This window comes from Bacillus pumilus, assembly GCF_900186955.1.
Taxonomy (GTDB): domain Bacteria; phylum Bacillota; class Bacilli; order Bacillales; family Bacillaceae; genus Bacillus; species Bacillus pumilus.
On sequence record NZ_LT906438.1, the window covers coordinates 3,447,514 to 3,469,024 of the forward strand.

25 protein-coding genes are annotated in these 21,511 nt (G+C 42.0%); 1 reads left to right on the top strand and 24 read right to left on the bottom strand.

Translation table 11 applies throughout. The features are described 5' to 3' along the window. Window positions 1-5 precede the first annotated feature (5 nt). The 17 genes from CKW02_RS18030 to prfA form a co-directional block, all read right to left on the bottom strand. Window positions 6-551: a F0F1 ATP synthase subunit delta gene (locus tag CKW02_RS18030; RefSeq protein WP_003214900.1), complete on the bottom strand. Its 546-nt coding sequence runs from the start codon at window positions 549-551 to the stop codon at window positions 6-8. Further along, window positions 548-1,069, bottom strand: a complete 522-nt coding sequence (gene atpF / locus CKW02_RS18035; RefSeq protein ID WP_003214532.1) for a F0F1 ATP synthase subunit B — start codon at window positions 1,067-1,069, stop codon at window positions 548-550. Before atpF ends, CKW02_RS18030 begins: the two co-directional genes overlap by 4 nt. 120 nt (window positions 1,070-1,189) lie before the next feature. Then, the gene (gene atpE, locus CKW02_RS18040; RefSeq protein WP_003214968.1) at window positions 1,190-1,402 is read right to left on the bottom strand and encodes a F0F1 ATP synthase subunit C; all 213 of its coding nucleotides are present in this window, start codon (window positions 1,400-1,402) and stop codon (window positions 1,190-1,192) included. Between the two features lie 48 nt (window positions 1,403-1,450). After that, window positions 1,451-2,185, bottom strand: coding sequence for a F0F1 ATP synthase subunit A (gene atpB, locus CKW02_RS18045; RefSeq protein WP_003215198.1), 735 nt, complete (start codon window positions 2,183-2,185; stop codon window positions 1,451-1,453). A 7-nt stretch (window positions 2,186-2,192) separates the two neighbouring features. Next, window positions 2,193-2,576 (bottom strand): ATP synthase subunit I, encoded by a 384-nt coding sequence (locus CKW02_RS18050; RefSeq protein WP_003215321.1) that lies wholly within the window; start codon window positions 2,574-2,576, stop codon window positions 2,193-2,195. A gap of 496 nt (window positions 2,577-3,072) precedes the next feature. Beyond that, on the bottom strand, window positions 3,073-3,702 hold the full coding sequence (upp, locus tag CKW02_RS18055; protein WP_003214553.1) for a uracil phosphoribosyltransferase: 630 nt from the start codon (window positions 3,700-3,702) through the stop codon (window positions 3,073-3,075). A 148-nt stretch (window positions 3,703-3,850) separates the two neighbouring features. Beyond that, window positions 3,851-5,098: a serine hydroxymethyltransferase gene (locus CKW02_RS18060; RefSeq protein WP_034620331.1), complete on the bottom strand. Its 1,248-nt coding sequence runs from the start codon at window positions 5,096-5,098 to the stop codon at window positions 3,851-3,853. A gap of 177 nt (window positions 5,099-5,275) precedes the next feature. Further along, window positions 5,276-5,815, bottom strand: a complete 540-nt coding sequence (locus CKW02_RS18065) for a TIGR01440 family protein (protein ID WP_003214786.1) — start codon at window positions 5,813-5,815, stop codon at window positions 5,276-5,278. A gap of 12 nt (window positions 5,816-5,827) precedes the next feature. After that, window positions 5,828-6,277, bottom strand: a complete 450-nt coding sequence (rpiB, locus tag CKW02_RS18070) for a ribose 5-phosphate isomerase B (RefSeq protein ID WP_003214714.1) — start codon at window positions 6,275-6,277, stop codon at window positions 5,828-5,830. A 152-nt stretch (window positions 6,278-6,429) separates the two neighbouring features. Further along, window positions 6,430-6,876 carry a low molecular weight protein arginine phosphatase gene (locus CKW02_RS18075; protein WP_003215365.1) on the bottom strand — a complete coding sequence of 149 codons (447 nt, stop codon included), beginning with the start codon at window positions 6,874-6,876 and terminating at the stop codon, window positions 6,430-6,432. Window positions 6,877-6,939: 63 nt separating this feature from the next. Further along, on the bottom strand, window positions 6,940-7,494 hold the full coding sequence (locus CKW02_RS18080; protein WP_003214826.1) for a manganese efflux pump MntP: 555 nt from the start codon (window positions 7,492-7,494) through the stop codon (window positions 6,940-6,942). Between the two features lie 60 nt (window positions 7,495-7,554). Next, window positions 7,555-8,607, bottom strand: a complete 1,053-nt coding sequence (locus CKW02_RS18085) for an L-threonylcarbamoyladenylate synthase (protein WP_003214759.1) — start codon at window positions 8,605-8,607, stop codon at window positions 7,555-7,557. Between the two features lie 161 nt (window positions 8,608-8,768). Continuing rightward, window positions 8,769-9,212: a GNAT family N-acetyltransferase gene (locus CKW02_RS18090; RefSeq protein ID WP_003215151.1), complete on the bottom strand. Its 444-nt coding sequence runs from the start codon at window positions 9,210-9,212 to the stop codon at window positions 8,769-8,771. Window positions 9,213-9,275: 63 nt separating this feature from the next. After that, complete coding sequence (gene spoIIR / locus CKW02_RS18095; RefSeq protein ID WP_003214937.1) at window positions 9,276-9,932, bottom strand: stage II sporulation protein R; 657 nt, start codon at window positions 9,930-9,932, stop codon at window positions 9,276-9,278. Window positions 9,933-10,051: 119 nt separating this feature from the next. Further along, window positions 10,052-10,531 carry a hypothetical protein gene (locus CKW02_RS18100; RefSeq protein WP_003214608.1) on the bottom strand — a complete coding sequence of 160 codons (480 nt, stop codon included), beginning with the start codon at window positions 10,529-10,531 and terminating at the stop codon, window positions 10,052-10,054. A gap of 142 nt (window positions 10,532-10,673) precedes the next feature. After that, a complete protein-coding gene (gene prmC / locus CKW02_RS18105; RefSeq protein WP_003215238.1) occupies window positions 10,674-11,558 on the bottom strand; it encodes a peptide chain release factor N(5)-glutamine methyltransferase in 885 nt (294 codons plus the stop codon). Continuing rightward, the gene (prfA, locus tag CKW02_RS18110; RefSeq protein ID WP_003215125.1) at window positions 11,548-12,615 is read right to left on the bottom strand and encodes a peptide chain release factor 1; all 1,068 of its coding nucleotides are present in this window, start codon (window positions 12,613-12,615) and stop codon (window positions 11,548-11,550) included. Before prfA ends, prmC begins: the two co-directional genes overlap by 11 nt. A 210-nt stretch (window positions 12,616-12,825) precedes the next feature. Here prfA and racA point away from each other — a divergent pair, with 210 nt between their 5' ends. Beyond that, window positions 12,826-13,374 (top strand): chromosome-anchoring protein RacA, encoded by a 549-nt coding sequence (racA, locus tag CKW02_RS18115; protein WP_003214587.1) that lies wholly within the window; start codon window positions 12,826-12,828, stop codon window positions 13,372-13,374. 35 nt (window positions 13,375-13,409) lie between these two features. On the opposite strand, the gene CKW02_RS18120 is transcribed toward racA, so the two are convergent. The 7 genes from CKW02_RS18120 to CKW02_RS18150 all read right to left on the bottom strand — a co-directional run bounded on the left by CKW02_RS18120 (window position 13,410) and on the right by CKW02_RS18150 (window position 21,391). After that, entirely contained in the window at window positions 13,410-14,366 is a 957-nt protein-coding gene (locus tag CKW02_RS18120) for an AEC family transporter (protein ID WP_003214757.1), read from the bottom strand. Window positions 14,367-14,454: 88 nt separating this feature from the next. Further along, complete coding sequence (gene malS, locus CKW02_RS18125) at window positions 14,455-16,155, bottom strand: oxaloacetate-decarboxylating malate dehydrogenase (protein WP_003215037.1); 1,701 nt, start codon at window positions 16,153-16,155, stop codon at window positions 14,455-14,457. Between the two features lie 279 nt (window positions 16,156-16,434). Then, window positions 16,435-17,037, bottom strand: a complete 603-nt coding sequence (locus CKW02_RS18130) for a thymidine kinase (RefSeq protein ID WP_003214626.1) — start codon at window positions 17,035-17,037, stop codon at window positions 16,435-16,437. Window positions 17,038-17,124: 87 nt separating this feature from the next. Continuing rightward, window positions 17,125-17,325 carry a 50S ribosomal protein L31 gene (gene rpmE / locus CKW02_RS18135; protein ID WP_003215407.1) on the bottom strand — a complete coding sequence of 67 codons (201 nt, stop codon included), beginning with the start codon at window positions 17,323-17,325 and terminating at the stop codon, window positions 17,125-17,127. A 130-nt stretch (window positions 17,326-17,455) separates the two neighbouring features. Beyond that, on the bottom strand, window positions 17,456-18,739 hold the full coding sequence (gene rho / locus CKW02_RS18140; RefSeq protein ID WP_003215202.1) for a transcription termination factor Rho: 1,284 nt from the start codon (window positions 18,737-18,739) through the stop codon (window positions 17,456-17,458). A 364-nt stretch (window positions 18,740-19,103) separates the two neighbouring features. Next, on the bottom strand, window positions 19,104-20,069 hold the full coding sequence (gene glpX / locus CKW02_RS18145) for a class II fructose-bisphosphatase (RefSeq protein ID WP_003214904.1): 966 nt from the start codon (window positions 20,067-20,069) through the stop codon (window positions 19,104-19,106). A 32-nt stretch (window positions 20,070-20,101) separates the two neighbouring features. Further along, complete coding sequence (locus CKW02_RS18150; RefSeq protein ID WP_003214820.1) at window positions 20,102-21,391, bottom strand: UDP-N-acetylglucosamine 1-carboxyvinyltransferase; 1,290 nt, start codon at window positions 21,389-21,391, stop codon at window positions 20,102-20,104. Between the last annotated feature and the right edge of the window lie 120 nt (window positions 21,392-21,511).

Genomic DNA, 21,511 nt, shown 5'->3' on the forward strand with positions numbered 1-21,511 from the left:
CCCTTCTAACGATTTTCGCCTGCAAGCTGACGTTCAATGCGGGAAAGCTTTCCGCTGACACTGCCGTCATAAATGCGGTTTCCGATACGGATTTTCACTCCGCCTATTAGATCCTTGTCAATCACATTTTCAACACGCAGTGATGTGACTCCGGCTTTTTTGGCAAATACTTCAGATAAAGATTGAATTTCAGCACCGCTCAGCGGTTTCACTGAATACACGATCGCATCGTCTATTTGTTTCGTGCGGTTTGCCAGTTTCACAAACTCAGACGTCATTTCAGAGAAAATATTCGTGCGTCCGCGGTCAATCAATAAATACATTGTGTGCAATACATGTGTCGAAACACCTTTGAAAGCTTCTGCAATCAAATGTTTCTTTTTGTTTGCCGTAATCTTTGGATGAACAAGAAAGTCATTCAATTCTTGGTCAACCTTTAGAACTTTTTTGATCTCATTCAGCTCTTTTTCAGTTTCGTCTACTGCCGAAGAAGCAAGAACGATGTCAAAAAGAGCAGAAGCGTAACGCTTAGAGACAATAGTCACGCTCATCGGCTTTCGCCTGCCTCTTTAAGATACTCTTGAATCAATTTCTCTTGTGCTTGCTCATCAAGTTCTCTTTCAATCACTTTAGATGCAATAAGTACAGATAGTGATGCAACCTGCTCGCGCAGTGCAGCCACAGCTTGTTCTTTTTCTTTCACGATTTCAGTTCTAGCAGACTCTTTCAAGCGCTCTGACTCTTGACGTGCTGCTTGAATGATCTCTTCTTTTTGTTTCTCACCAATCTTTTTCGCATTTTCGATGAGTGTATGTGATTCTTCGCGTGCTTCTTTCAATAAGACACGTTGTTCTTCAAGAAGCTTTTCAGCTTGAACGTGCTTTTGTTCAGCACTTGAAATTTCATTTCCTATATAATCTTCACGCTGTTTCATAATCCCTAATAAAGGCTTAAGCGCAAATTTCTTTAAAAGTGCAAGCAAGATGAGCATAGCGATCAGCTGGAATATCATATCCCCGGCGTTGAAACTTAAGCCACCTGCTCCTAAAACCACTGGTAACTGAGACATTTAGTACGGCAACTCCCTTCTTTAAATAATATGTTAAGAAACAAAACATAAAGGAATGGCGAAGTTTCGAACTAATCTGATCTTCGCCATTAAAATTCATATTAGAACGCTTCTCACATATTAACCAAAGAATGCCAAGAATGCGATAACGACAGCGATAATTGGAAGTGCCTCAACTAAAGCTACCCCGATGAACATAAGAGTTCTTAGTTCTCTACCAGCTTCTGGCTGACGAGCGATTCCTTCAACTGTTTTAGATACGATTAGACCGTTACCAATACCTGCTCCTAGTGCTCCCAAACCGATTGCAATTGCTGCTGCTATTAAATTCATTAAAAAGCTCCTCCTTTAAAATAACGTCCTTTTTGGACTCTCAATTTTTTAGTGTTCGTCGCTGACTTTATGAGAAATGTACACCATTGTCAGCATGGTGAAGATAAATGCTTGGATTGTTCCGACAAACAAACTGAATGCCTGCCATACAATCATCGGCACGATGGCACCTAATGTACCAACGATACCAAGCGCAATGTTTTGCGTGTAGAAATTGGTCGCAAGTCCTGCAAGCAAACCAAGAAGAATCTCTCCAGCAAAAATGTTTCCATAAAGACGCAAACCAAGTGTTAGCGTGTTTGCAAATTCTTCAATAAGTTTCAATGGTACTAAAAGCGGAATTGGTCTAAAGTAGTCTTTCGTATATTCCTTGACTCCTTTTGCCTTGACACCGTAGTAATGTGTCAATCCCATGACCATAATCGCTAGTGTCATTGTAATTGCAGGGTCTGCTGTTGGTGATTTCCACCACAAGTTGTGATCGACCGTAATCGAAAATGGCAGTCCAAGCATGTTTGAAACAAATATGTACATGAGTAATGTAACGCCAAGCGCTAGAAATGGGGCTCCTGTTTTCATGTCCATCGAACTACCTATGATATTTCGAACAAAATCAACAATCCATTCCATGAAGTTCTGCGCCTTTGTCGGACGAATAGACAGAACACGAGTAGTCAGCACCGCTATGAGAAGAACGATGATACTAGCAATCGTAATCATGAGAACATTGGATAAGTTGAACGTTAACCCTAAAAATTCTGTCGTTTTTGAACTGTGACCCAAAGAGTATTCACCTCTCTTCCATAGTAGAACGTTTAAGTTGAATGAAGGAATCTATCATAATGACAGGATATATTGTCATTAATCCTATAACAACACCTGCCAGATGAACTTCATTAGGGTAACGCCAAGCAATCGCTACTGCGAGAATTGCGTTGGCCCACCTGGCTGTACTTCCCATTGAACGAATGGATTTTCCTTTTTTAACCGCTCGATCAAAAGCGTGCATTCTCCGTATAAGTAGGAATAAATTAAAGAAAGCAAAAATTGTGCCGATAATCAAACCAAGAAACAGTGGTTTAAAACCAGGCATGGCATAGCCAAACACAAAAATTGCCAATAGATAGAACATGTATTTACTCTGTCTGCGGAAAATCGCGTTTGGATCGTTCATTCATCTGACTCCCGATGAAAAATATTGTAAAAAAGGTAATAAATGGTGATGAAAACTGCGTAGAAGACGCTTATGATAAGCAGTCCTGTTCGAAAAAAATCAATCACCCATCGGTCTAATTGCACAATCAGACTTGAAATCTAAAGATCTATGGGATGTTGCTTCATTCGCTGATACAAACCCTGATAATTAAAGGGTTCACAATGAGGATTAGTAGAGTGCTATAGGCTATGAAAACCTTACCATAATACCCTCGTTTAGCATACAATAGCGTCTATGATGTGTCAATCCGTTGAAAGTTAAAAAACTTTTCTATAATGATAGAGCACACAAAATGTTCACAATTTCATCAAACTTTAGGAGACACGTGACATTCATTGAAAAAAACAGCTAATGTTCAGTATACATTGATTTTTCTAAGAACGACATCAACCGTTTGTCATATATTTCAAAAAGCCCACATGCACGTTTGCATGTGGGCTTTTATTAAAACATGTTATTTCGTTCCATACATACGGTCACCAGCATCACCAAGACCTGGGATAATGTAGCCTTTTTCGTTCAATTTCTCATCTAATGCTGCAATGTAGATATCAACGTCAGGATGGTGCTTTTGCATTTCTTCTACACCTTCAGGAGCAGCAATCAGACACATGAAGCGAATGTTTTTCGCTCCGCGTTTTTTCAAGCTGTTCAATGCTTCGACTGCTGAACCGCCAGTTGCAAGCATTGGATCTACTACGATAAATTCACGCTCTTCCACATCAGATGGAAGCTTCACATAATATTCAACAGGCTTTAATGTTTTCGGATCACGGTATAAACCGACATGTCCCACTTTAGCAGCTGGAATGAGTTTCAAAATCCCGTCCACCATACCAAGACCTGCTCTTAAAATTGGCACAACACCGAGTTTCTTCCCTGAGATCACGTTTGATTTCGCTACTTGTACAGGTGTTTCTACATCTACCTCTTCAAGCGGTAAGTCTCTTGTGATTTCAAATGCCATTAATGTTGCGACTTCATCCACTAGCTCTCTAAATTCTTTTGTTCCTGTATGAACGTCACGAATATATGTAAGTTTGTGTTGAATAAGCGGGTGATCAAATACATAAACCTTTGCCATTGCTTGCTACAACTCCTTTTCTGTCATCTTCCGGTGAACTTTGCACACTTCCTACAATTCTACATAAAAAGACATCATCTTTCAATATGATTCGCAAATCCTACAAAAAAAAACCCACATGCCAAAAATAGGCAAATGGGTCTGCTTTTTAATAATCTAATTCGTTATATAAAGGGAAGCGGGCAGTCAGATCAGATACACGCTTTTTCGCTTCTTCTAATTTCGCTTCATCTTCATGATGTTTTAGAGCAAGCGCAATAATGGAACCGACTTCTTTCATTGCCTCTTGATCGAAACCGCGGCTTGTCACTGCTGCTGTGCCAACACGTACACCACTTGTGACAAAAGGTTTTTCTGGATCATAAGGAATCGCATTTTTGTTCACTGTAATACCGATTTCATCAAGAACATTTTCTGCAATTTTTCCTGTGATACCAAGAGAACGCAAGTCGATGAGAACAAGATGGTTATCCGTTCCACCGGATACAAGCTGAATATCTTCAGATAAAAGGGTTTCAGCTAGCTGCTTTGCATTGTCAATGACGTTTTGTGCATATGTTTTGAAATCTCCGTTCAATACTTCACCGAAAGAAACAGCTTTTGCAGAGATGACATGCATCAGTGGTCCACCTTGAATACCAGGGAAGATCGATTTGTCAATCTTTTTACCAAACTCTTCACGGCATAGAATCATTCCGCCGCGAGGTCCACGCAATGTTTTGTGAGTCGTCGTTGTCACAAAATCTGCATAAGGAACTGGATTTGGATGAAGACCTACTGCAACAAGACCTGCAATGTGAGCCATGTCGACCATAAAGTAAGCACCGACTTCATCCGCAATCTCACGGAACTTTTTGAAATCAATTTGACGTGGGTATGCACTTGCACCCGCAACAATTAGCTTTGGCTTATGTTCACGTGCTTTTTCGAGTACATCTTGATAGTCGATATGCTGCGTTTCTTTATCAACACCATATTCTACAAAGTTGTACTGTACACCACTAAAGTTAACAGGGCTTCCGTGCGTTAAATGCCCGCCATGTGATAAGTTCATACCTAGCACTGTATCGCCATGCTCAAGAATGGTAAAGTATACGGCCATGTTCGCTTGAGCACCTGAGTGAGGCTGTACGTTCACATACTCAGCGCCAAAAATTTCTTTTGCGCGGTCACGTGCGATATCTTCTACAACGTCTACATGTTCACAACCGCCATAGTAGCGTTTACCAGGGTAGCCCTCTGCATATTTGTTTGTTAATACAGAGCCCTGCGCTTCCATGACTGCTTCGCTTACAAAGTTTTCTGATGCAATTAATTCAATTTTGTCTTGCTGGCGTTTCCGCTCTAGTTGAATTGCCTTGAATACTTGTGCGTCTTGCCCAGGTAAATGTTTCATCAGCGAAATCCTCTCCAATCTATTTCCATTCGATGTTTTCACCATCTCATTGTACACGGTTTTTGAGTGAAATGTAAAAGTTTTTTTGGAAAATCGACTTCTTTTTTTACGAAAAACCGAATATTCAAGTGGTGAAGCGCCTTCATCATTCAACATTATATTAGAAATATATCTTAGCTAAGATTTTGTATAAACCGCTCGTTCTCCGCCAATCAGCTTCGGACGCGTTTTCGCAAACGTCACATGTGCATGTCCTAATTGATGACGACTAAGGCGAACAGGTACAGCGACTCTCTTTAGATGCATCCCAATGAATGTATCACCGATATCGATCCCAGCATGCGCCTCGATGGATTCAACTAACACAGGATGTTCCATGTGCTGATACGCATGAGCCGCCATCGAACCACCCGCCTTTCGGACAGGTACTGCCGCCACAATCTCTAGATTAAGCCGGAAAGCCACTTCTTCCTCCACAACAAGAGCACGATTCAAATGCTCACAGCACTGGAAAGCGACCTCAATGCCGGTCTCTCGTCTTAGCTGATCCAATTCTTGATAAATGGACGCAGCTATTTGCTCACTTCCTGCTGTCCCAATATGCTCACCAGCCACTTCTGATGTACTGCAGCCGATCACTAAGATTTGCCCAGCACGCAGTTCGACCATTTGATGAAACTCTTTTAACATTTCAAGCCAATCTTGACCAATGTTCATGTTAAGCGCTCCTTATAGGTGCTTTTCTTCGTAATCAGCGATCTTACCAATCCGTACAGCATGTCGTCCTGCCGTAAATTCTGTTGTCAGCCAAATGTGTGCAATCTCACGTGCTAATCCAGGTCCAATGACTCGTTCTCCCATTGCAAGGACGTTTGTATCATTATGTTCTCTAGTCGCTTTCGCACTAAATGTATCATGTGCCAGCGCGCAGCGAATTCCTTTTACTTTGTTTGCTGAGATACTCATACCGATGCCTGTCCCGCAAATTAAAATGCCGCGGTCCACTTCTCCGTTTGCCACCATGTTAGCTACAGGAAAAGCATAATCTGGGTAGTCTACAGAACCTGATCCACATTCACAACCCATATCAATGTATTCAATCTTCAATTCATCCATCAGTTGTTTGATTTCTTCACGAATATTCGTTCCGCCGTGATCGGATGCAATAGCTACTTTCATCGGGCAATTCCTCCTAAGGTTGAGTTGATCTGTTATGCCTTACATTTATTCTTTATTTACAGTTATATTTTAACCTCTGCTTAGTCATTTGCAAACAAAAGCAGAAAAACCGTTGATGCAACGGTTTTACAGGTTGTCCATTACGAGGACGTCTAATCCTTTTTCAATTTCTCAGCCAGCTGCTGGAGCAATGCTTCAAGTTCATCACGTGTTTCCTGATAAACAGACAGGCTTCCTCCAAATGGATCGGAAACATCGCTTTCTGTCCCTGTCGCGAATTCCTTTAGAGTGAAGATCTTGTCTTTTGCATGTGCATATTGCTCCACAATCAACTGTTTATGCTGCATGGTCATGGTGAAGACGTAATCAGCTTCTCGCAGAAGATCCTCTGTCAGTTTTGCTGAAGAGTGATTCAGTGGAATGCTTTTCTCAAATAGTGCTTCGACCGCTTGAGGAGAAGCCTTCCCAGCATCTGAGGCAAAAATGCCCGCTGATTTAACAGTGACCTCTAAACCTTTCTCTTGTGCAATTGAAGCAAAAAGGGCTTGAGCCATCGGACTTCTGCATGTATTTCCCGTACAAACAAATAAGATTTTCATCTTTCGCCCTCCTTTTCTTCTATTATATAGCATTTCATTCTACATGTTATGTAAGGAGACTGACTAGAGCGGAAATAATAATTTGATACCAAAGGCTAGTAAAATGATTCCGCCAAGCGCTCCGCTATATGATCCCACCCATGAACGGACCTGTTTACCGAGTAATAATCCAAGCCATGTGAGGATCATACTAAAAAAACCAAACAATAAAATGGTCATCCATACGTGAGAACCGTAAATTCCGAGACTTAAACCAACGGAAAAACTATCTAAGCTGACACTTGTTGCAAAAAGAACAAGACCAGCGCCAACAGGTGCGATAAATGGTTTATCTTCTTTCCGAATAGACGCAATGATCATTTGCAGCCCGAGCACCAAAAGCAGCGCCCCGCCGATATAGGTGGCAAGGAGACCGAGCCAGCCTGATAGGAGCTGACCTGTTAGCATACCAAAAAGCGGCATAAACATATGAAATATCCCAATGACAAGTCCAATATAAATGATCTGGCAAAACCTCAGTTGAATCATTCCCATGCCAAGTCCAACCGAAAAAGCATCCATACCCAGTGCAAAAGCCATGATGCTGAGCGTCAGCAATTCGCCAGCTAGTTCGTACATGTAAATCCCCCTTGGACACGCATTCTCCTTTAACCTATGTTTGTCCAAGAAGGGTTAGAACTATTTGAATGAAGAGAGAGTGCGCCCTCCTGCCGCTTTTTGCAGACGGTTCATAATTGCTGAACCAACCCCCTGCTCTGAAAAGGCTTCTGAAATAATGACATCTACATCTGTCTCATCAAATTGTCTTAGTACACGATATAAGTTTGCCGCTATCGTTTCAGGTTTTTCTCTCCACCCACAGCTGAAAACAACATCTGCCGCAAACAACGATTTCTTTTCTTCTGTTGTCAGCACGCCAACTTTGAAACCTTCCGCCTGGTATGTTTGAATGTGACGCTGCATCTCTTCATCACTTCCAAAAAAGAGATACATCTTAGCTTCAGGGGCGTAGTGTGTGTATTTCATCCCTGGCGATACAGGCGCTTCGTCCTTTTTTGTCAGCCCTGGGTCAATACTAACCGTTCCTACTACCTCTTCTAAAGCTTCTTTTGTAATCCCGCCCGGCCTTAGGATGACTGGAATCTCGTCGACACAGGATACAACCGTTGACTCAACGCCAATACCAGTTGAACCACCATCGACAATTCCAGCGATTCTTCCATCGAGATCACTCGCTACATGGTCAGCTTGTGTTGGTGATGGTTTGCCTGAACGGTTGGCACTTGGTGCGGCAATCGGCAGGCCAGCCGTTCGGATGAGCTCAAGCGCAATCGGATGGTCAGGCATTCTCACACCGACCGTGGATAAACCTGCCGTGACCTGCTTTGATAAAGTGCCCGGCTTACACGGAAGAACAATGGTTAATGCACCCGGCCAAAAGGCATCCATCAACGCCTTTGCTTTTTCGCTTTCTATTTGCGCAAATTCATGAAGCTGCTCAATTTCCGCAATGTGGACAATCAATGGATTATCACTTGGACGCCCTTTCGCTTCATATATTTTCATGACAGCTTCTGTCTCTTTCGCATTAGCCCCTAGTCCATACACCGTCTCTGTCGGAAAAGCGACCACTTCGTTTTGCTGCAATAACAACGCTGCCTGTTCAATTTGTGGATAGTATGTGGATAAATTCTTTTCTAAATCCACAGACCACCTTCTTGTATTTAACATCATACAAACTCCTTTTAAAAAAGATAAAACTGTTGATATATCTCAATTATCCTTTTGAAAGTATAAAAGATGATGATCAATAAAACAAGCGTTGTCCACAATTTGTGGATAACGCTTGTTTAACGGTGGATAAGTATGTGTATAAGTTCAATATATTGTGATTAACTGGCTTTTTTTTGAAGAACCACTGCCTGTTCTTTCGCTAAGATCTCTTTTGCATGTGCAGATACCCACATGCTTTCTGGAATATCCTCTAAAGCCGTGAAGCCCATCAATGCCAAAAAGTCATGTGAGGAGGAGTGGTTGGCGACGACATAAAACGTATCCACACCTATTTTCCCTCCGAGCGTTTGAACACTTTGGAACAAAGATACGATGTGTCCCTGACCTAGTTTATCTGATATGACAAGAGACCGCAGCAGGCCCTCTTGTTCACTAAGCTGTTCAAGACCTAAACACCCTGCCAGCTGACCTTCTGCATCTTCCATGACAACAAATGTCGTACGCTCTGCAAGCGTGACGCCGCCTTTCGCTTGTCCTTTTTCAAGAAAAGCATTGATCGCTGGGGCATCTTCTTCTGTGGCTATTCTTAATTGATAAAACATGCTTTCACCTCTTTTTGATCTCTTACTTCAACTCTATGAGGCAAAAACAGATTTATACCTTTTTTAGGAGAAAAGACTAGAGACCCATTCGAATAAAAAGAATTTCACTTCACCCGTCTCTTCTTTCTCTTCTTTGACCACTTCATTCACAGACTCATCTGTTTGCTGTGCTGTCACTTCGTTATCCTCATCCCCCTCTGGCGATGCGATAGCTTCTCCATTTGAAAAATCGATAAAGCAGAGCGGCGGGAATAACACACACCACCAATTGGCTCCATCCCCTTCTCCAAGCGTAATTAAAATGGCTTCATATTTCCCAGCAGGATAAACGAAATTTCCATAAAGCTTTGTTGGAAATGAGGCTTTTTGGAAGCTGACTGATACGGATTGATCAATGTGCTGCTCCTTCAATTTCGCTTTGGCAATACGATTGATTTCTGGAAGCTTGGACCGAATCACACGTCTTGCTTCTTCAATGGATGTAAGGTCTTTGACCCATTCTGTCATATTAGCATTGACTTCGTCTCGAATGCTTCTTTTCACATCCTGATCTGCTGAACGATCACTATTTGCTAAAATGCGTAATCGAATGGCTTCGTCTGGTATCACAACAGGCTGATTTGCAGAAGCAGCCGCTGTCTCCTCTCTGCCAAGGTTTGCAAAAGCACCGCATAATAATAGAAACATATAAAGACAAATCATCATTTTACTTTTAAGCATGATGTGTTCCCCCCACTTTTTCTCTTCGCTACAAACATTGTGTCCAGGAAACCCATCTCATAAACAGGAAAAATGATTTTTTTAATAGATTATGAGTCAAATGAAAAAAAACCGCTCCATTAAGAACGGCTTTGGAGTGAGGATTGGTAATCGGAAGGGTACAGTCTTCCATCCCAATCTCGGCTGATTTTTAACCCTGCATCTGTTTTGATGACAGTCATTGCTCCTTTTTTCTTGATTTCTTTTTTGACTTTTCCGTTCTGATTAATAAATTGAATCATCATTTCATAGTTAAATTCAATTCTGTCATCGCTTTCATCTGAAGGCGTAAACGTAATTTTCTTCAGCTTAATTTGACAATCTTGATCCTTTGCTGCTTCTAACACGCTCGGGAACATGCTGTCTTGTGTATATTCTTGATATTCATGCTCGGTTAAATAAGACTTCAGCTTCTCCTTCATGTCAGTTAGGTCATCTGTTCGATTCACTGTGTATTGTGCTTTTTTATAGCTTTCTCCAAATGCTGCTGCTTCTTTTTTAAAGCTCGGTTTGCCACAAGCACTCACAATCAATAGTACACTGACGATGACCAACACCATCGCATACCTTCTGTTCACACCATTCGCTCCTTCAAAACAAATTTATGTAAAAAAATCATGATCAGAATGTTCATTCTTCTATATATACGTTTCTCTTTTACCATAAGTTTCATCTTTACATAATAAAATAGTCCGACTTTATTCAGCCGGACTTTCCGTTTTGAATGTGTGCGCAAACAGCTCGGTCTTTACCGTTAATATCCTTGACGATGCGGACATCTGCCGCGGGAAATGACTGCAAGAGAAGTGCTTTTACATCTTGCCCTTGCGTATGTCCAATTTCAAAGACAACGACCGCCTGCTTATGAAGTACATGGTGAAGATCACGAATGAGACGCTTATAAAACCACAGACCATCACGTCCATCTGTCAACGCATTTACTGGCTCATGCTTCGTAACCACCTCTGACAAGCTGTCCATTTCTTCTGCCGAAATATAAGGTGGATTGGAAATAAACAGATCCACTTTGATGCCCTGATCCTTGATAGGTTCGAGTAAGTCCCCTTGTAAAAAATGGACGTCTGCACCTAGCGCTTGCTGATTCCGCTTTGCTACCGCAAGTGCTTCATGTGAAATATCCGTTGCTGTGACAGATAGTGTTTCTTTTTCAAGAGCGAGCGTAATCGCAATTGCCCCGCTTCCGGTGCCAACGTCTACTGCTTGAAGCGGCTGATCGTGCGGGAAGATGTCACTCATCAAATTCAGTGCCGCCAAAACGACCTCTTCCGTTTCAGGGCGAGGAATGAGAACATGTTTGTTCACCTCGAAGGGACGGCCGTAAAAAAATTCAATACCTGTTAGATGCTGAACAGGCACGCCTTTCTTGTGCTGCTTGACAAACTCGCTGAATAACCGATCTTGCTCCTCTGGCAGCTGATCATGAAAACGTGCAAGAAGTTCACTTCTGCTTAAGTCCAGTACATGCATCAAAAGGAGCTCTGCTGCGTTTTGGTCTCTACCGGCTTCCGTTAACAAAGAAGAAGCCCATTTAAGGGCTTCAAAGTTGGTACGCTGATTATTTTGCATTTTGAAGCTTCCTTGCTTGGTCTTCCATAATTAATGCATCTATGACCTCGTCAAGTTTTCCTTCTAAAATTTGATCAAGCTTTTGAATCGTTAATCCGATGCGGTGGTCTGTTACACGGTTTTGTGGGAAGTTGTACGTACGGATACGCTCTGAACGATCCCCTGTTCCAACAGCAGATTTACGCGTTTGATCATATTCAGCCTGTGCTTCACGCTGGAATTTATCATAAATTCTCGCACGTAATACTTTCATGGCTTTTTCTTTGTTTTTGATTTGTGATTTCTCATCCTGACAGGAAACAACCACGCCTGTTGGAAGGTGAGTTAATCGAACAGCAGACATGGTTGTGTTAACACTTTGTCCGCCAGGCCCGCTTGATGTGAAAGTATCTACACGGATGTCTTTTTCGTGGATATCAATTTCAACTTCTTCAGCCTCGGGCAACACAGCAACTGTCGCTGTTGATGTATGAATCCGTCCGCCTGATTCCGTTTCCGGAACACGTTGCACGCGGTGTGCACCGTTTTCAAACTTTAGTCTGGAATATGCGCCTTTCCCGCTAATCATAAAGATAATCTCTTTATAACCGCCAGTTCCAGTCACATTCGCTTCCATTACTTCTGTTTTCCAGCCCTGCATTTCAGCATAACGGCTGTACATACGGTAAAGGTTTCCAGCAAAAAGCGCGGCCTCTTCTCCTCCTGCTGCACCACGAACCTCCACAATAACGTTTTTGTTGTCATTCGGATCTTTCGGGATCAGCAAGATTTTCAGCTCGTCTTCTAAACGTTCCGTTTCCTCTGTGAGCTCTGAAATTTCTTCTTTGACCATGTCGCGCATCTCGGCATCTAGCTTTTCTTCCAGCATTGCTTTCGCTTCGCTCAACTGGTCGTATGCCGCACGATATTGTCTATATACCTCAACAGTTTCTTGAATATCAGATTGTTCCTTCGAATATTCACGAAGCTTCTTAGGGTCGTTCACCACTTCAGGGTCACTTAAATATTCATTTAGCTTTTCATAGCGTTCTTCAATTGATTTTAAACGGTCTAACATGGTCTTCACCTCTGTTTTGTGCGTAACAGTCTAATTATAGTATAGCGGGGTATGACAGTCAAAAAAATATCCAAAACAATTGATTTTCTGCAATTTTCCGCTAGAAAACACGATCTTTGGCGATTGGTTACTTGTTTTGTCTAACGTGAAGGAACAGTTCCTCCTTGAAGAGAATGGTACTTATAATTGAAAAAAGGGAGGGCATTTGGTTTGAATACAAATGAGGTTGCAAAAGAAATTGGCGTTTCTTCAAAAACGATTCAGCGTTGGGTTAAACAGCTCAACATCCCTGTCGCCCGGAATGAACTTGGACATTATGAATTTCATGAAGATATTGTACAGCTTCTCAAAGAAGTCAAACACCAAATGAGTGAAGGTGTGATCCTTCAAGACATTCGACTGCCAATCCACACGGAAACCGTTCAACAGTTATCGCCTGCTGCAGAAACTGCTGCCTCCACAAAGCGGATCGAAGCATTGGAAAAGCAGGTGAATCAGCTCATTCAGCAGCAATTGCACAGCACTGATGTAGAAAAACGACTGCAAGAACTCGAACGGAAACTGGCTAAAAAAGCAGATGAAGGTGTATCCTATCAGCTGCTCCAGCACCGTAGAGAAATTGAAGATCTCACCACTAAACTTGAGCGTCTTGCTGCGAGCTTGAAACAACCCTCTCAAATAGAAGAAAAAAAGGAAATCACGCACACTGACATCAAAAAAAAGCGTGCGCTCTTCCCTCTGTTTCATTCATTTCGCTAAGAAAGGCTGCCTCATGAGGCAGCCTTTCTACTTTATTATGAGGTAAGTGCAATAATGATCGGTAATGAAATTAATGACATGATTGCACTGATCACAAATGCGGATGCAGTTTCTGCTTCTTGTTTTTCAAATCGGGTTGCGATCATGGCTGCAACAGCTGAACCTGGGAAGGCAACAAGTAATACAGCTTTTGTAATTTCATCAGCCGAAAGACCCATGAAAATGGCGATAAAATACATAAGCAATGGTTGTACAGCTACTTTTAGCAATGCGATACTGAATGCTGGTAGGCTTAATTTAATTTTACGGATACCAACAGTGACACCGACTGCAAATAGCGCAACCCCTGACGTAACACTTCCAATTTCCTCTAACATTTCATGTCCAATTTCAGGAAGTTTAAATCCTAAAAGAACAAGAATGATACTTGCTAGTGGTGCAAGTGCAAGCGGCTCTGATAAACCGTGCAAAATAGCTTTCGTCGTCATTTTAAGGAAACTTTCGCCGTCTTTGGCTTTTCCTTTTGTTTTTTCACCGACAGTTGACACAATAATCGCAATTGGATCAAGCATTGCATTTACAACTATTCCGGTAATTGCAATCGGAATTGCAACTTCTTGAGCCCCAAATAAACTGCCTAGGACTGGAATCCCCATAAATGCAAAGGTCGGTTGAGCTGAGTTTAACGAGAAAATAGATGAATTTGTTAAATCGTATTTAAAAGCAAATTTCGTAACAAGAAGGATAATGATATAAAAACCTACGATTCCTAAAATCAATGCAACGAAAAATGGAATTTGACTATAGAATTTATCTTTTGGTGTTGACAGAATGCTGGCGATAAAGTGCGCTGGCAAAGCATACTTTGTCACAAGTGTACTTACACCTTTTGCAGATTTAGCGTCATAGCTACCGAAGTGTCCTGCGAACCAACCCAGCGCGATAACGAAAAAAATCGGTGCTAGGAGGATCAAAATATTTAAAAAGTCCACCTTACTCTTCCTCCTTAAATCCTTACAAGTTTCTATTTATTGCGGCATTGTTTAAATTACCCTAAACAATGCCGCGTTACACAATTTATTATGCTCTTACAATTTTTTTATATTCAGGAATCCACATTGCATCTTTCACAGCTTGTTCGATGTCGTCAGGCGTTCTTCTTGCGACACCATCTTTAATTGCCGCTTTTGCCACTTCAATGGCCACTTTGATAGAAACTTCTTGCAATTTATCAATGCTTGGAAGAAGACCAGCACCTGGTTTATCATGATCAACCATTTCAGCAATCGCATCTGCAGAAGCAACGAACATGCCTTTTGTGATGATTTTTGATTCCGTTACGATTGAGCCAAGACCAAGTCCAGGGAAAACGAACGCATTGTTTGATTGTCCAATTTCATGTTCAATTCCGTTATACTCAACGTTTTCGAACGGGCTTCCTGTCGCAACAAGTGCACGGCCGTCTGTCCATTTGAATAGATCTTCTGGAACAGCTTCCGCAAGTGGTGTTGGGTTAGACATTGGCATGATCACTGGACGCTCTGTATGTGCTGCGATTTCTTTAATGATTTCTTCAGTGAATGCACCGCCTTGACCTGATGTACCAATTAGAATCGTTGGCTTCACCCTGCGAACAGTTTCAGCAAATGAGATTTGCCCTTTTTCATCACGTGCCCAGCCTTCTACTTCATCAGAAGAACGAAGGTAAGGTTTTTGGAAATCAAACACTTCATCTTCGAATTGATCTGTCAGTAAACCTCTGTAGTCTAATGTCCAGAAAGCATTGTTTGCTTCTTCTTCACTTAGACCTTCAAGAACCATTGTGTCACGCATTTGATCTGCGATTCCGATTCCAGCTGATCCAGCTCCGAAGATCATCACACGGTGATCTTTCAATTGAGTACCAGTTTTCTTGACAGCTGCAAGAACACCCGCTAAAGTAATGGCACCAGTACCTTGAATATCATCATTGAATGTTAAGATGTTATCATTGTATTTTTTCATGATGTTACGCGCGTTTTTGTTTCCAAGGTCTTCCCAGTGAAGCAATGCTTTCGGGAAGAATTTAAGCGCTGCTTTTACATATGCATCAATGAATTCTTCGTATTTTTCACCTTGTACACGTTTGTGATGGTTTCCGATGTATAATGGATCATTCAATAATTTTTCATTGTTTGTTCCAACATCTAATACGACTGGAATCACGCGGCTTGGATCAATACCTGCAGCAGCCGTGTAGACAGCTAATTTACCAATTGCGATGTTGATACCACCAACACCCCAGTCACCAATTCCAAGAATGCTCTCAGAGTCAGTTGCTACGATAAGGTCGATATCTCCTGCTGTTGCATGTAAGTTTTCAAATGCTTTCTCAATGCCGTCAATGTTCTCGATTGAAAGATAGACACCATGAGGTCTTCTGTATTCATGGCTGTATTCTTGAATCGCTTCACCAACAGTTGGTGTGTACACAACAGGAAGCATTTCACGAAGCTTGTCTGATATAAGCTTATAGAACAATACTTCGTTACGGTTTTGCAAATCACTTAAGTATACGTTTTGACGAAGACGATCTGGCTGTGCTAGGAATTGCTTGTACGCTCTCTCCGCTTGTTGTTCTAAAGTGAGAACAGTTGGAGGAAGTAAGCCTTCTAGTCCAAGCTCTTGTCTTTCTTCTTCAGAAAAAGCAACGCCTTTGTTCAACGTTGGAATCGATAATACATCTTTACCTGTCAAAGTGGTTTCGAGGTACCCTTCTTTTGTTTTCTTCACGTTGTTCATCAAAAACTACCCTCTTTCTAAAATATAAATAAAGTGAACTATTAATTCAAAGAACGATTAAGGAGAATAATCCTTAATCAAAAAAATTATGACAAGAAATCGAACTTTTCGTTAAAATGCTTTACACTACAGTTAGTCATTTTATGCCTGCTTATACTAAAACGCAAGCGTTGAAAATTAGATAATTTTTTCGTAGCGTTATTTAATTTATTTAAGTACAAATGATGGGTGTTCAGCCAAAATCTCAAAAAACGAAACACAGCGGCATTTGCTATTTTTTTAATTGTCAAGTGTTGTACCAACGTCAAGTCTTGGTACTTCATGGTGATGTCTGCATCGTGCTTCGTATGATTCCTGCGCACCTACTAAAATAATGGGATCATCATAGGATGCGGGTTTACCGTCGATCAAGCGTTGTGTTCTACTCGCTGGGGAGCCGCATACCGAACAAACTGCTTGAAGTTTTGTTACAAGCTCTGCACATGCCATTAAATGCGGAACAACACCAAATGGCTCTCCTCTGAAGTCTTGATCAAGGCCTGCAACAATGACTCGGTAACCTTTATCAGCCAATTGAGTGACAATGTCAATGATTGTCTCATCAAAAAATTGCACCTCATCTATGCCAATGACATCGGTTCTTTCTGATATGTGCGTTATTATGTCTTTTGGTGAGGCTACTGCAATCCCATCGACCGATGAACCGTTATGTGAAACAACTGAGCTTGTACTATATCGGTTATCAATCGCTGGTTTGAATATTTTTACTTCTTGTTTGGCAAAGGTGGCCCTTTTGGCTCTCCGAATCAATTCTTCCGACTTTCCAGAAAACATACTTCCGCAGATGACTTCAAGCCAACCGCTTTGTTTCATCACATACATAAGGTCTTCTCCCCCGTTTTAAAGTTCCATCAATCCACGTAAAAAAACAGGCAAGAACGGATTCCTGCCTGTTTATTGTATCTATTATTACTTAAGACCGTATTTTTTGTTAAAGCGGTCAACACGTCCATCAGCAGAAGCGAATTTTTGACGGCCTGTATAGAAAGGATGGCACTCAGAGCAAATCTCGATGCGTACCTCTTCTTTTACTGATCCAGTTTCAAACTCATTTCCACAAGCGCATTTGACTGTAGCTTTTTTGTAGTTAGGATGAATTCCTGTTTTCATCTACTGTCATCTCCTTCCGCCCTGAATCCAATTCGGAAACAGAGTTAATATCTCAGAATAAATTCTGAAACGCACATGATGAAATTATAACAGTGTGAGTCTATGATTGCAAATGTATTTTTTCAACAAGCTATCTTCTTGATGCAGACATGTTCGCTTGTTTCCATTCTTGCGTTAAAATATCGAAAAATTCTTGGTTTGTCTTTGTTTTTCTCATTTTGCGCATGAACTTCTCAGCAAAGTCAGGTGTATCTGACATCGATTTTCTCATCGCCCATAAACGATCAAGATGCTCTTTTGGTACAAGCAGTTCTTCTTTTCTCGTACCAGAACGACGAATGTCGATTGCTGGGAAAATTCTTCTTTCTGCAAGAGAGCGGTCCAAATGAAGCTCCATGTTCCCCGTTCCCTTAAATTCCTCATAAATCACATCATCCATACGTGATCCCGTATCAACGAGCGCAGTGGCTAAAATCGTCAAGCTTCCGCCTTCTTCAATGTTACGCGCAGCACCAAAGAAGCGTTTTGGACGGTGGAAAGCCGCTGGATCAATACCGCCGGAAAGCGTTCGGCCGCTTGGCGGGATGACAAGGTTGTACGCACGAGCAAGCCTTGTGATGCTGTCCATTAAGATGATGACATCTTTCTTATGTTCGACAAGACGCATGGCACGCTCTAATACAAGCTCTGCTACTTTAATGTGGTTTTCCGGTACTTCGTCAAAGGTTGAACTAACAACATCCCCTGCAACAGAACGTTCGATATCTGTTACTTCCTCTGGGCGTTCGTCAATTAAAAGGACAATCAGCTCTGACTCTGGATGATTTTCAGAAATGCTGTTGGCAATTTCTTTGAGCAAAATGGTTTTCCCAGCCTTAGGCGGTGCAACAATTAAACCACGCTGCCCAAACCCAACTGGCGCCATCATATCCATAATTCTAGTAGACAGGTGATTAGGCTGTGTTTCAAGAATCATTTGACGATCAGGGAATAGCGGCGTGAGTGCAGGAAAGTGAACACGTTCCTTAGCTGATTCTGGGTCGTCCCCATTTACCGCTTCGACATGAAGGAGGCCATAGTAGCGTTCATTCTCTTTTGGAGGTCGTACCTTTCCAGACACCTTATCTCCGTTTCGTAAATCAAAGCGTCTGATTTGTGAAGCTGAAATATAAATGTCTTCAGAACTTGGGGAGTAGTTAATTGGTCTTAAGAAACCAAATCCCTCAGACTGAATAATTTCAAGAACCCCTTCCATAAATAAGAGATCCTCTTGCTCAGCGTTCGCCTTTAAAATGGCAAAGATTAATTCTTTTTTTGTTAGTTTGCTGTAATAAGAGATTTTGTACTTTTTTGCTAGCTCATACAGCTCTTTTAATTTCATATTTTCCAAAGATGAAATCGAAACATCTTTCAATATGGACACCACACTTTTCTAGTCAATGTATTTCATTACAAATGCATGACCATTGTATTTGATTAGCTTTTAATTCCGTTTTTGATGGAATGACCTCGCTCTCATGGTAACGCTCCCACTCGTTTTATCGTAAAGATAGGAACAATGTGAACTCGAGCTTTGTCAACATAGAGAAGGATAATGAGTATATCGTCATGATGCGGCAGTATTTAAACTTGTTGAAGCTTAAAAGAAGTAAATTCGCAGAAAATTTCGCAGCACTCTTTAGTTTTACCTCATTTGCAGAGAATATTCAACTTTAAAAAGAAAATGATATACATTTGACACCTATATGAAAAGCGGGTAATAAATACCCGCTTTCAGATTACGGACGAATGACAAGATTCGGTTTTTTCTTTAAGCTATGTCTGCCGTCTACGAAACGAACTGTACCTGATTTCGCACGCATAACAACGCTATGTGTTGTTCCAACAGAGCCTTTGAATTGAACACCTTTTAATAGCTCACCGTCTGTTACACCAGTCGCTGCAAAAATGGCGTCGTCGCCTTTCACGAGGTCTTCCATTCTTAGGACTTTGCCAACATCTAGCCCCATTTTCTCACAGCGTCTTAGTTCTTCTTCACTTTGAGGAAGAAGCCTTCCGTGGATTTCACCACCAAGTGCCTTTAACGCAACAGCAGAAAGGACACCTTCGGGCGCTCCGCCTGAACCAAATAGAATATCAACACCTGTATGATCAAATGCTGTATTAATGGCTCCTGCAACGTCACCATCATCGATCAGTTTGATTCTTGCTCCTGCTTCTCTCAGTTCAGCAATGATTTTCTCATGTCGATCTCTGTTTAAAATCGTTGCAACCACATCTTCAATATCTTTGTTTTTTGCTTTTGCTACAGCGCGAAGATTGTCAATGACAGGCGCTTCAATGTCGATGCAGCCTACCGCTTCTGGACCTACTGCGATCTTATCCATGTACATATCAGGTGCATTCAGCAAGTTGCCATGATCTGCAACTGCAATAACAGCTAAGGCATTCCAGCCGCCACTTGCCACAATATTTGTTCCTTCTAATGGATCAACAGCTACATCCACGCGAGGTCCGTATCCGTTCCCAAGCTTTTCCCCAATATAAAGCATTGGTGCTTCGTCCATTTCCCCCTCGCCAATGACCACTGTTCCTTTCATCGGAATGGTATCAAATACATCACGCATTGCACTTGTTGCAGCATCATCCGCTTCGTCTTTTAATCCTCTTCCCATCCAACGAGCAGATTTTAATGCGGCTGCTTCTGTCACCCGTACTAGTTCCATCGATAAACTTCTTTCCATTTTTGTCCAAATCTCCTCTCACAGTCAAAGCCTTATGAATTTTGAAGTTCTTCTATTTCTTGGTCACTCAGCTTTTCACGCCAGATGGTTGCACCCAAGCCTTCAAGCTTCTTCTCAAGCAAACTATATCCTCTGTCTATATGTTCAAGCCCTGTGATTTCGGTCACACCGTCTGCCATTAGCCCTGCAACAACGAGACAAGCACCTGCACGCAGGTCACTTGCTTTCACCTTTGCTCCTTGAAGCTGCGTTTGTCCAGTGATAATGGCAGATCTTCCTTCGACCTTCATGTTTGCACCCATTCGACGCAATTCGTCAATGTGCTTAAAGCGGGCTGAGTAGATCGTATCTGTGACCACACTCGTGCCTTTCGCCTTTGTTAACAGCGCCGTCATCGGCTGCTGAAGGTCCGTCGGAAAGCCCGGATACACAAGGGTTTTGATATCGACAGGCTTGAGTCCTTCGTTTCTGCCAACGATCAGCATTTGATCGTTGCTCGTTTCAATGGTGAACCCCATCTCTCTAAGTTTCGCCGTAATTGATTCTAAATGAGTTGGGATCACATTATCAAGTACAACTTCATCTCCCATCGCAGCACCAGCAATTAAAAATGTGCCTGCTTCTATACGGTCAGGGATGATGGAATGCTTACAGCCATGAAGAGATTCTACACCTTCGATTCGAATCACATCAGTACCCGCACCTTTGATTTTGGCTCCCATGCTTGCAAGCAGTGTCGCTACATCAATAATTTCGGGTTCTTTTGCGGCATTTTCAATGACCGTTTTTCCTTCAGCCAGTACGGCTGCCAGCATGATATTGATGGTCGCACCTACACTGACCACATCAAGGTAAATACGGGCTCCGACTAATTTTTCAGCGCGCAAATAAATGGCACCCTGTTCGTTTGTCACCTCGGCTCCGAGTGCTTCAAAGCCTTTGATATGCTGATCGATCGGCCTAGGTCCTAAGTGGCACCCTCCTGGCAGCCCAATGACAGCCTGCTTGAATCTTCCCAGCATAGCGCCCATTAAATAATAAGACGCACGCAGTTTCTTCACTTTCCCATTAGGAAGAGGCATACTGATCATGGAAGCAGGATTGACGACCATTTCACCTTTTTCAAACGTGACCTTTCCGCCAATCTCTTCTAACAGATCTCGTAATGTGTCAATATCTGAAATATGCGGAAGGCCCTCAATCGTTACTGGAGAATCAGCGAGAATCGTGGCAGGAATCAGTGCCACTGCACTATTTTTCGCACCACTAATATGTACGGTCCCGCGTAAGGGGTCACCGCCGGCAATGTTTAACTTTTCCATATTTGTCTCCCTTCTTAAAGAAGATCACTGTTGGAGTTATACTGTTTGTGGATGTCGCGCTTTAAAAGGTCTTGTCCAAAATTTAGCCAATATCAAGAGAAAGAATACAGGTTAAACGAA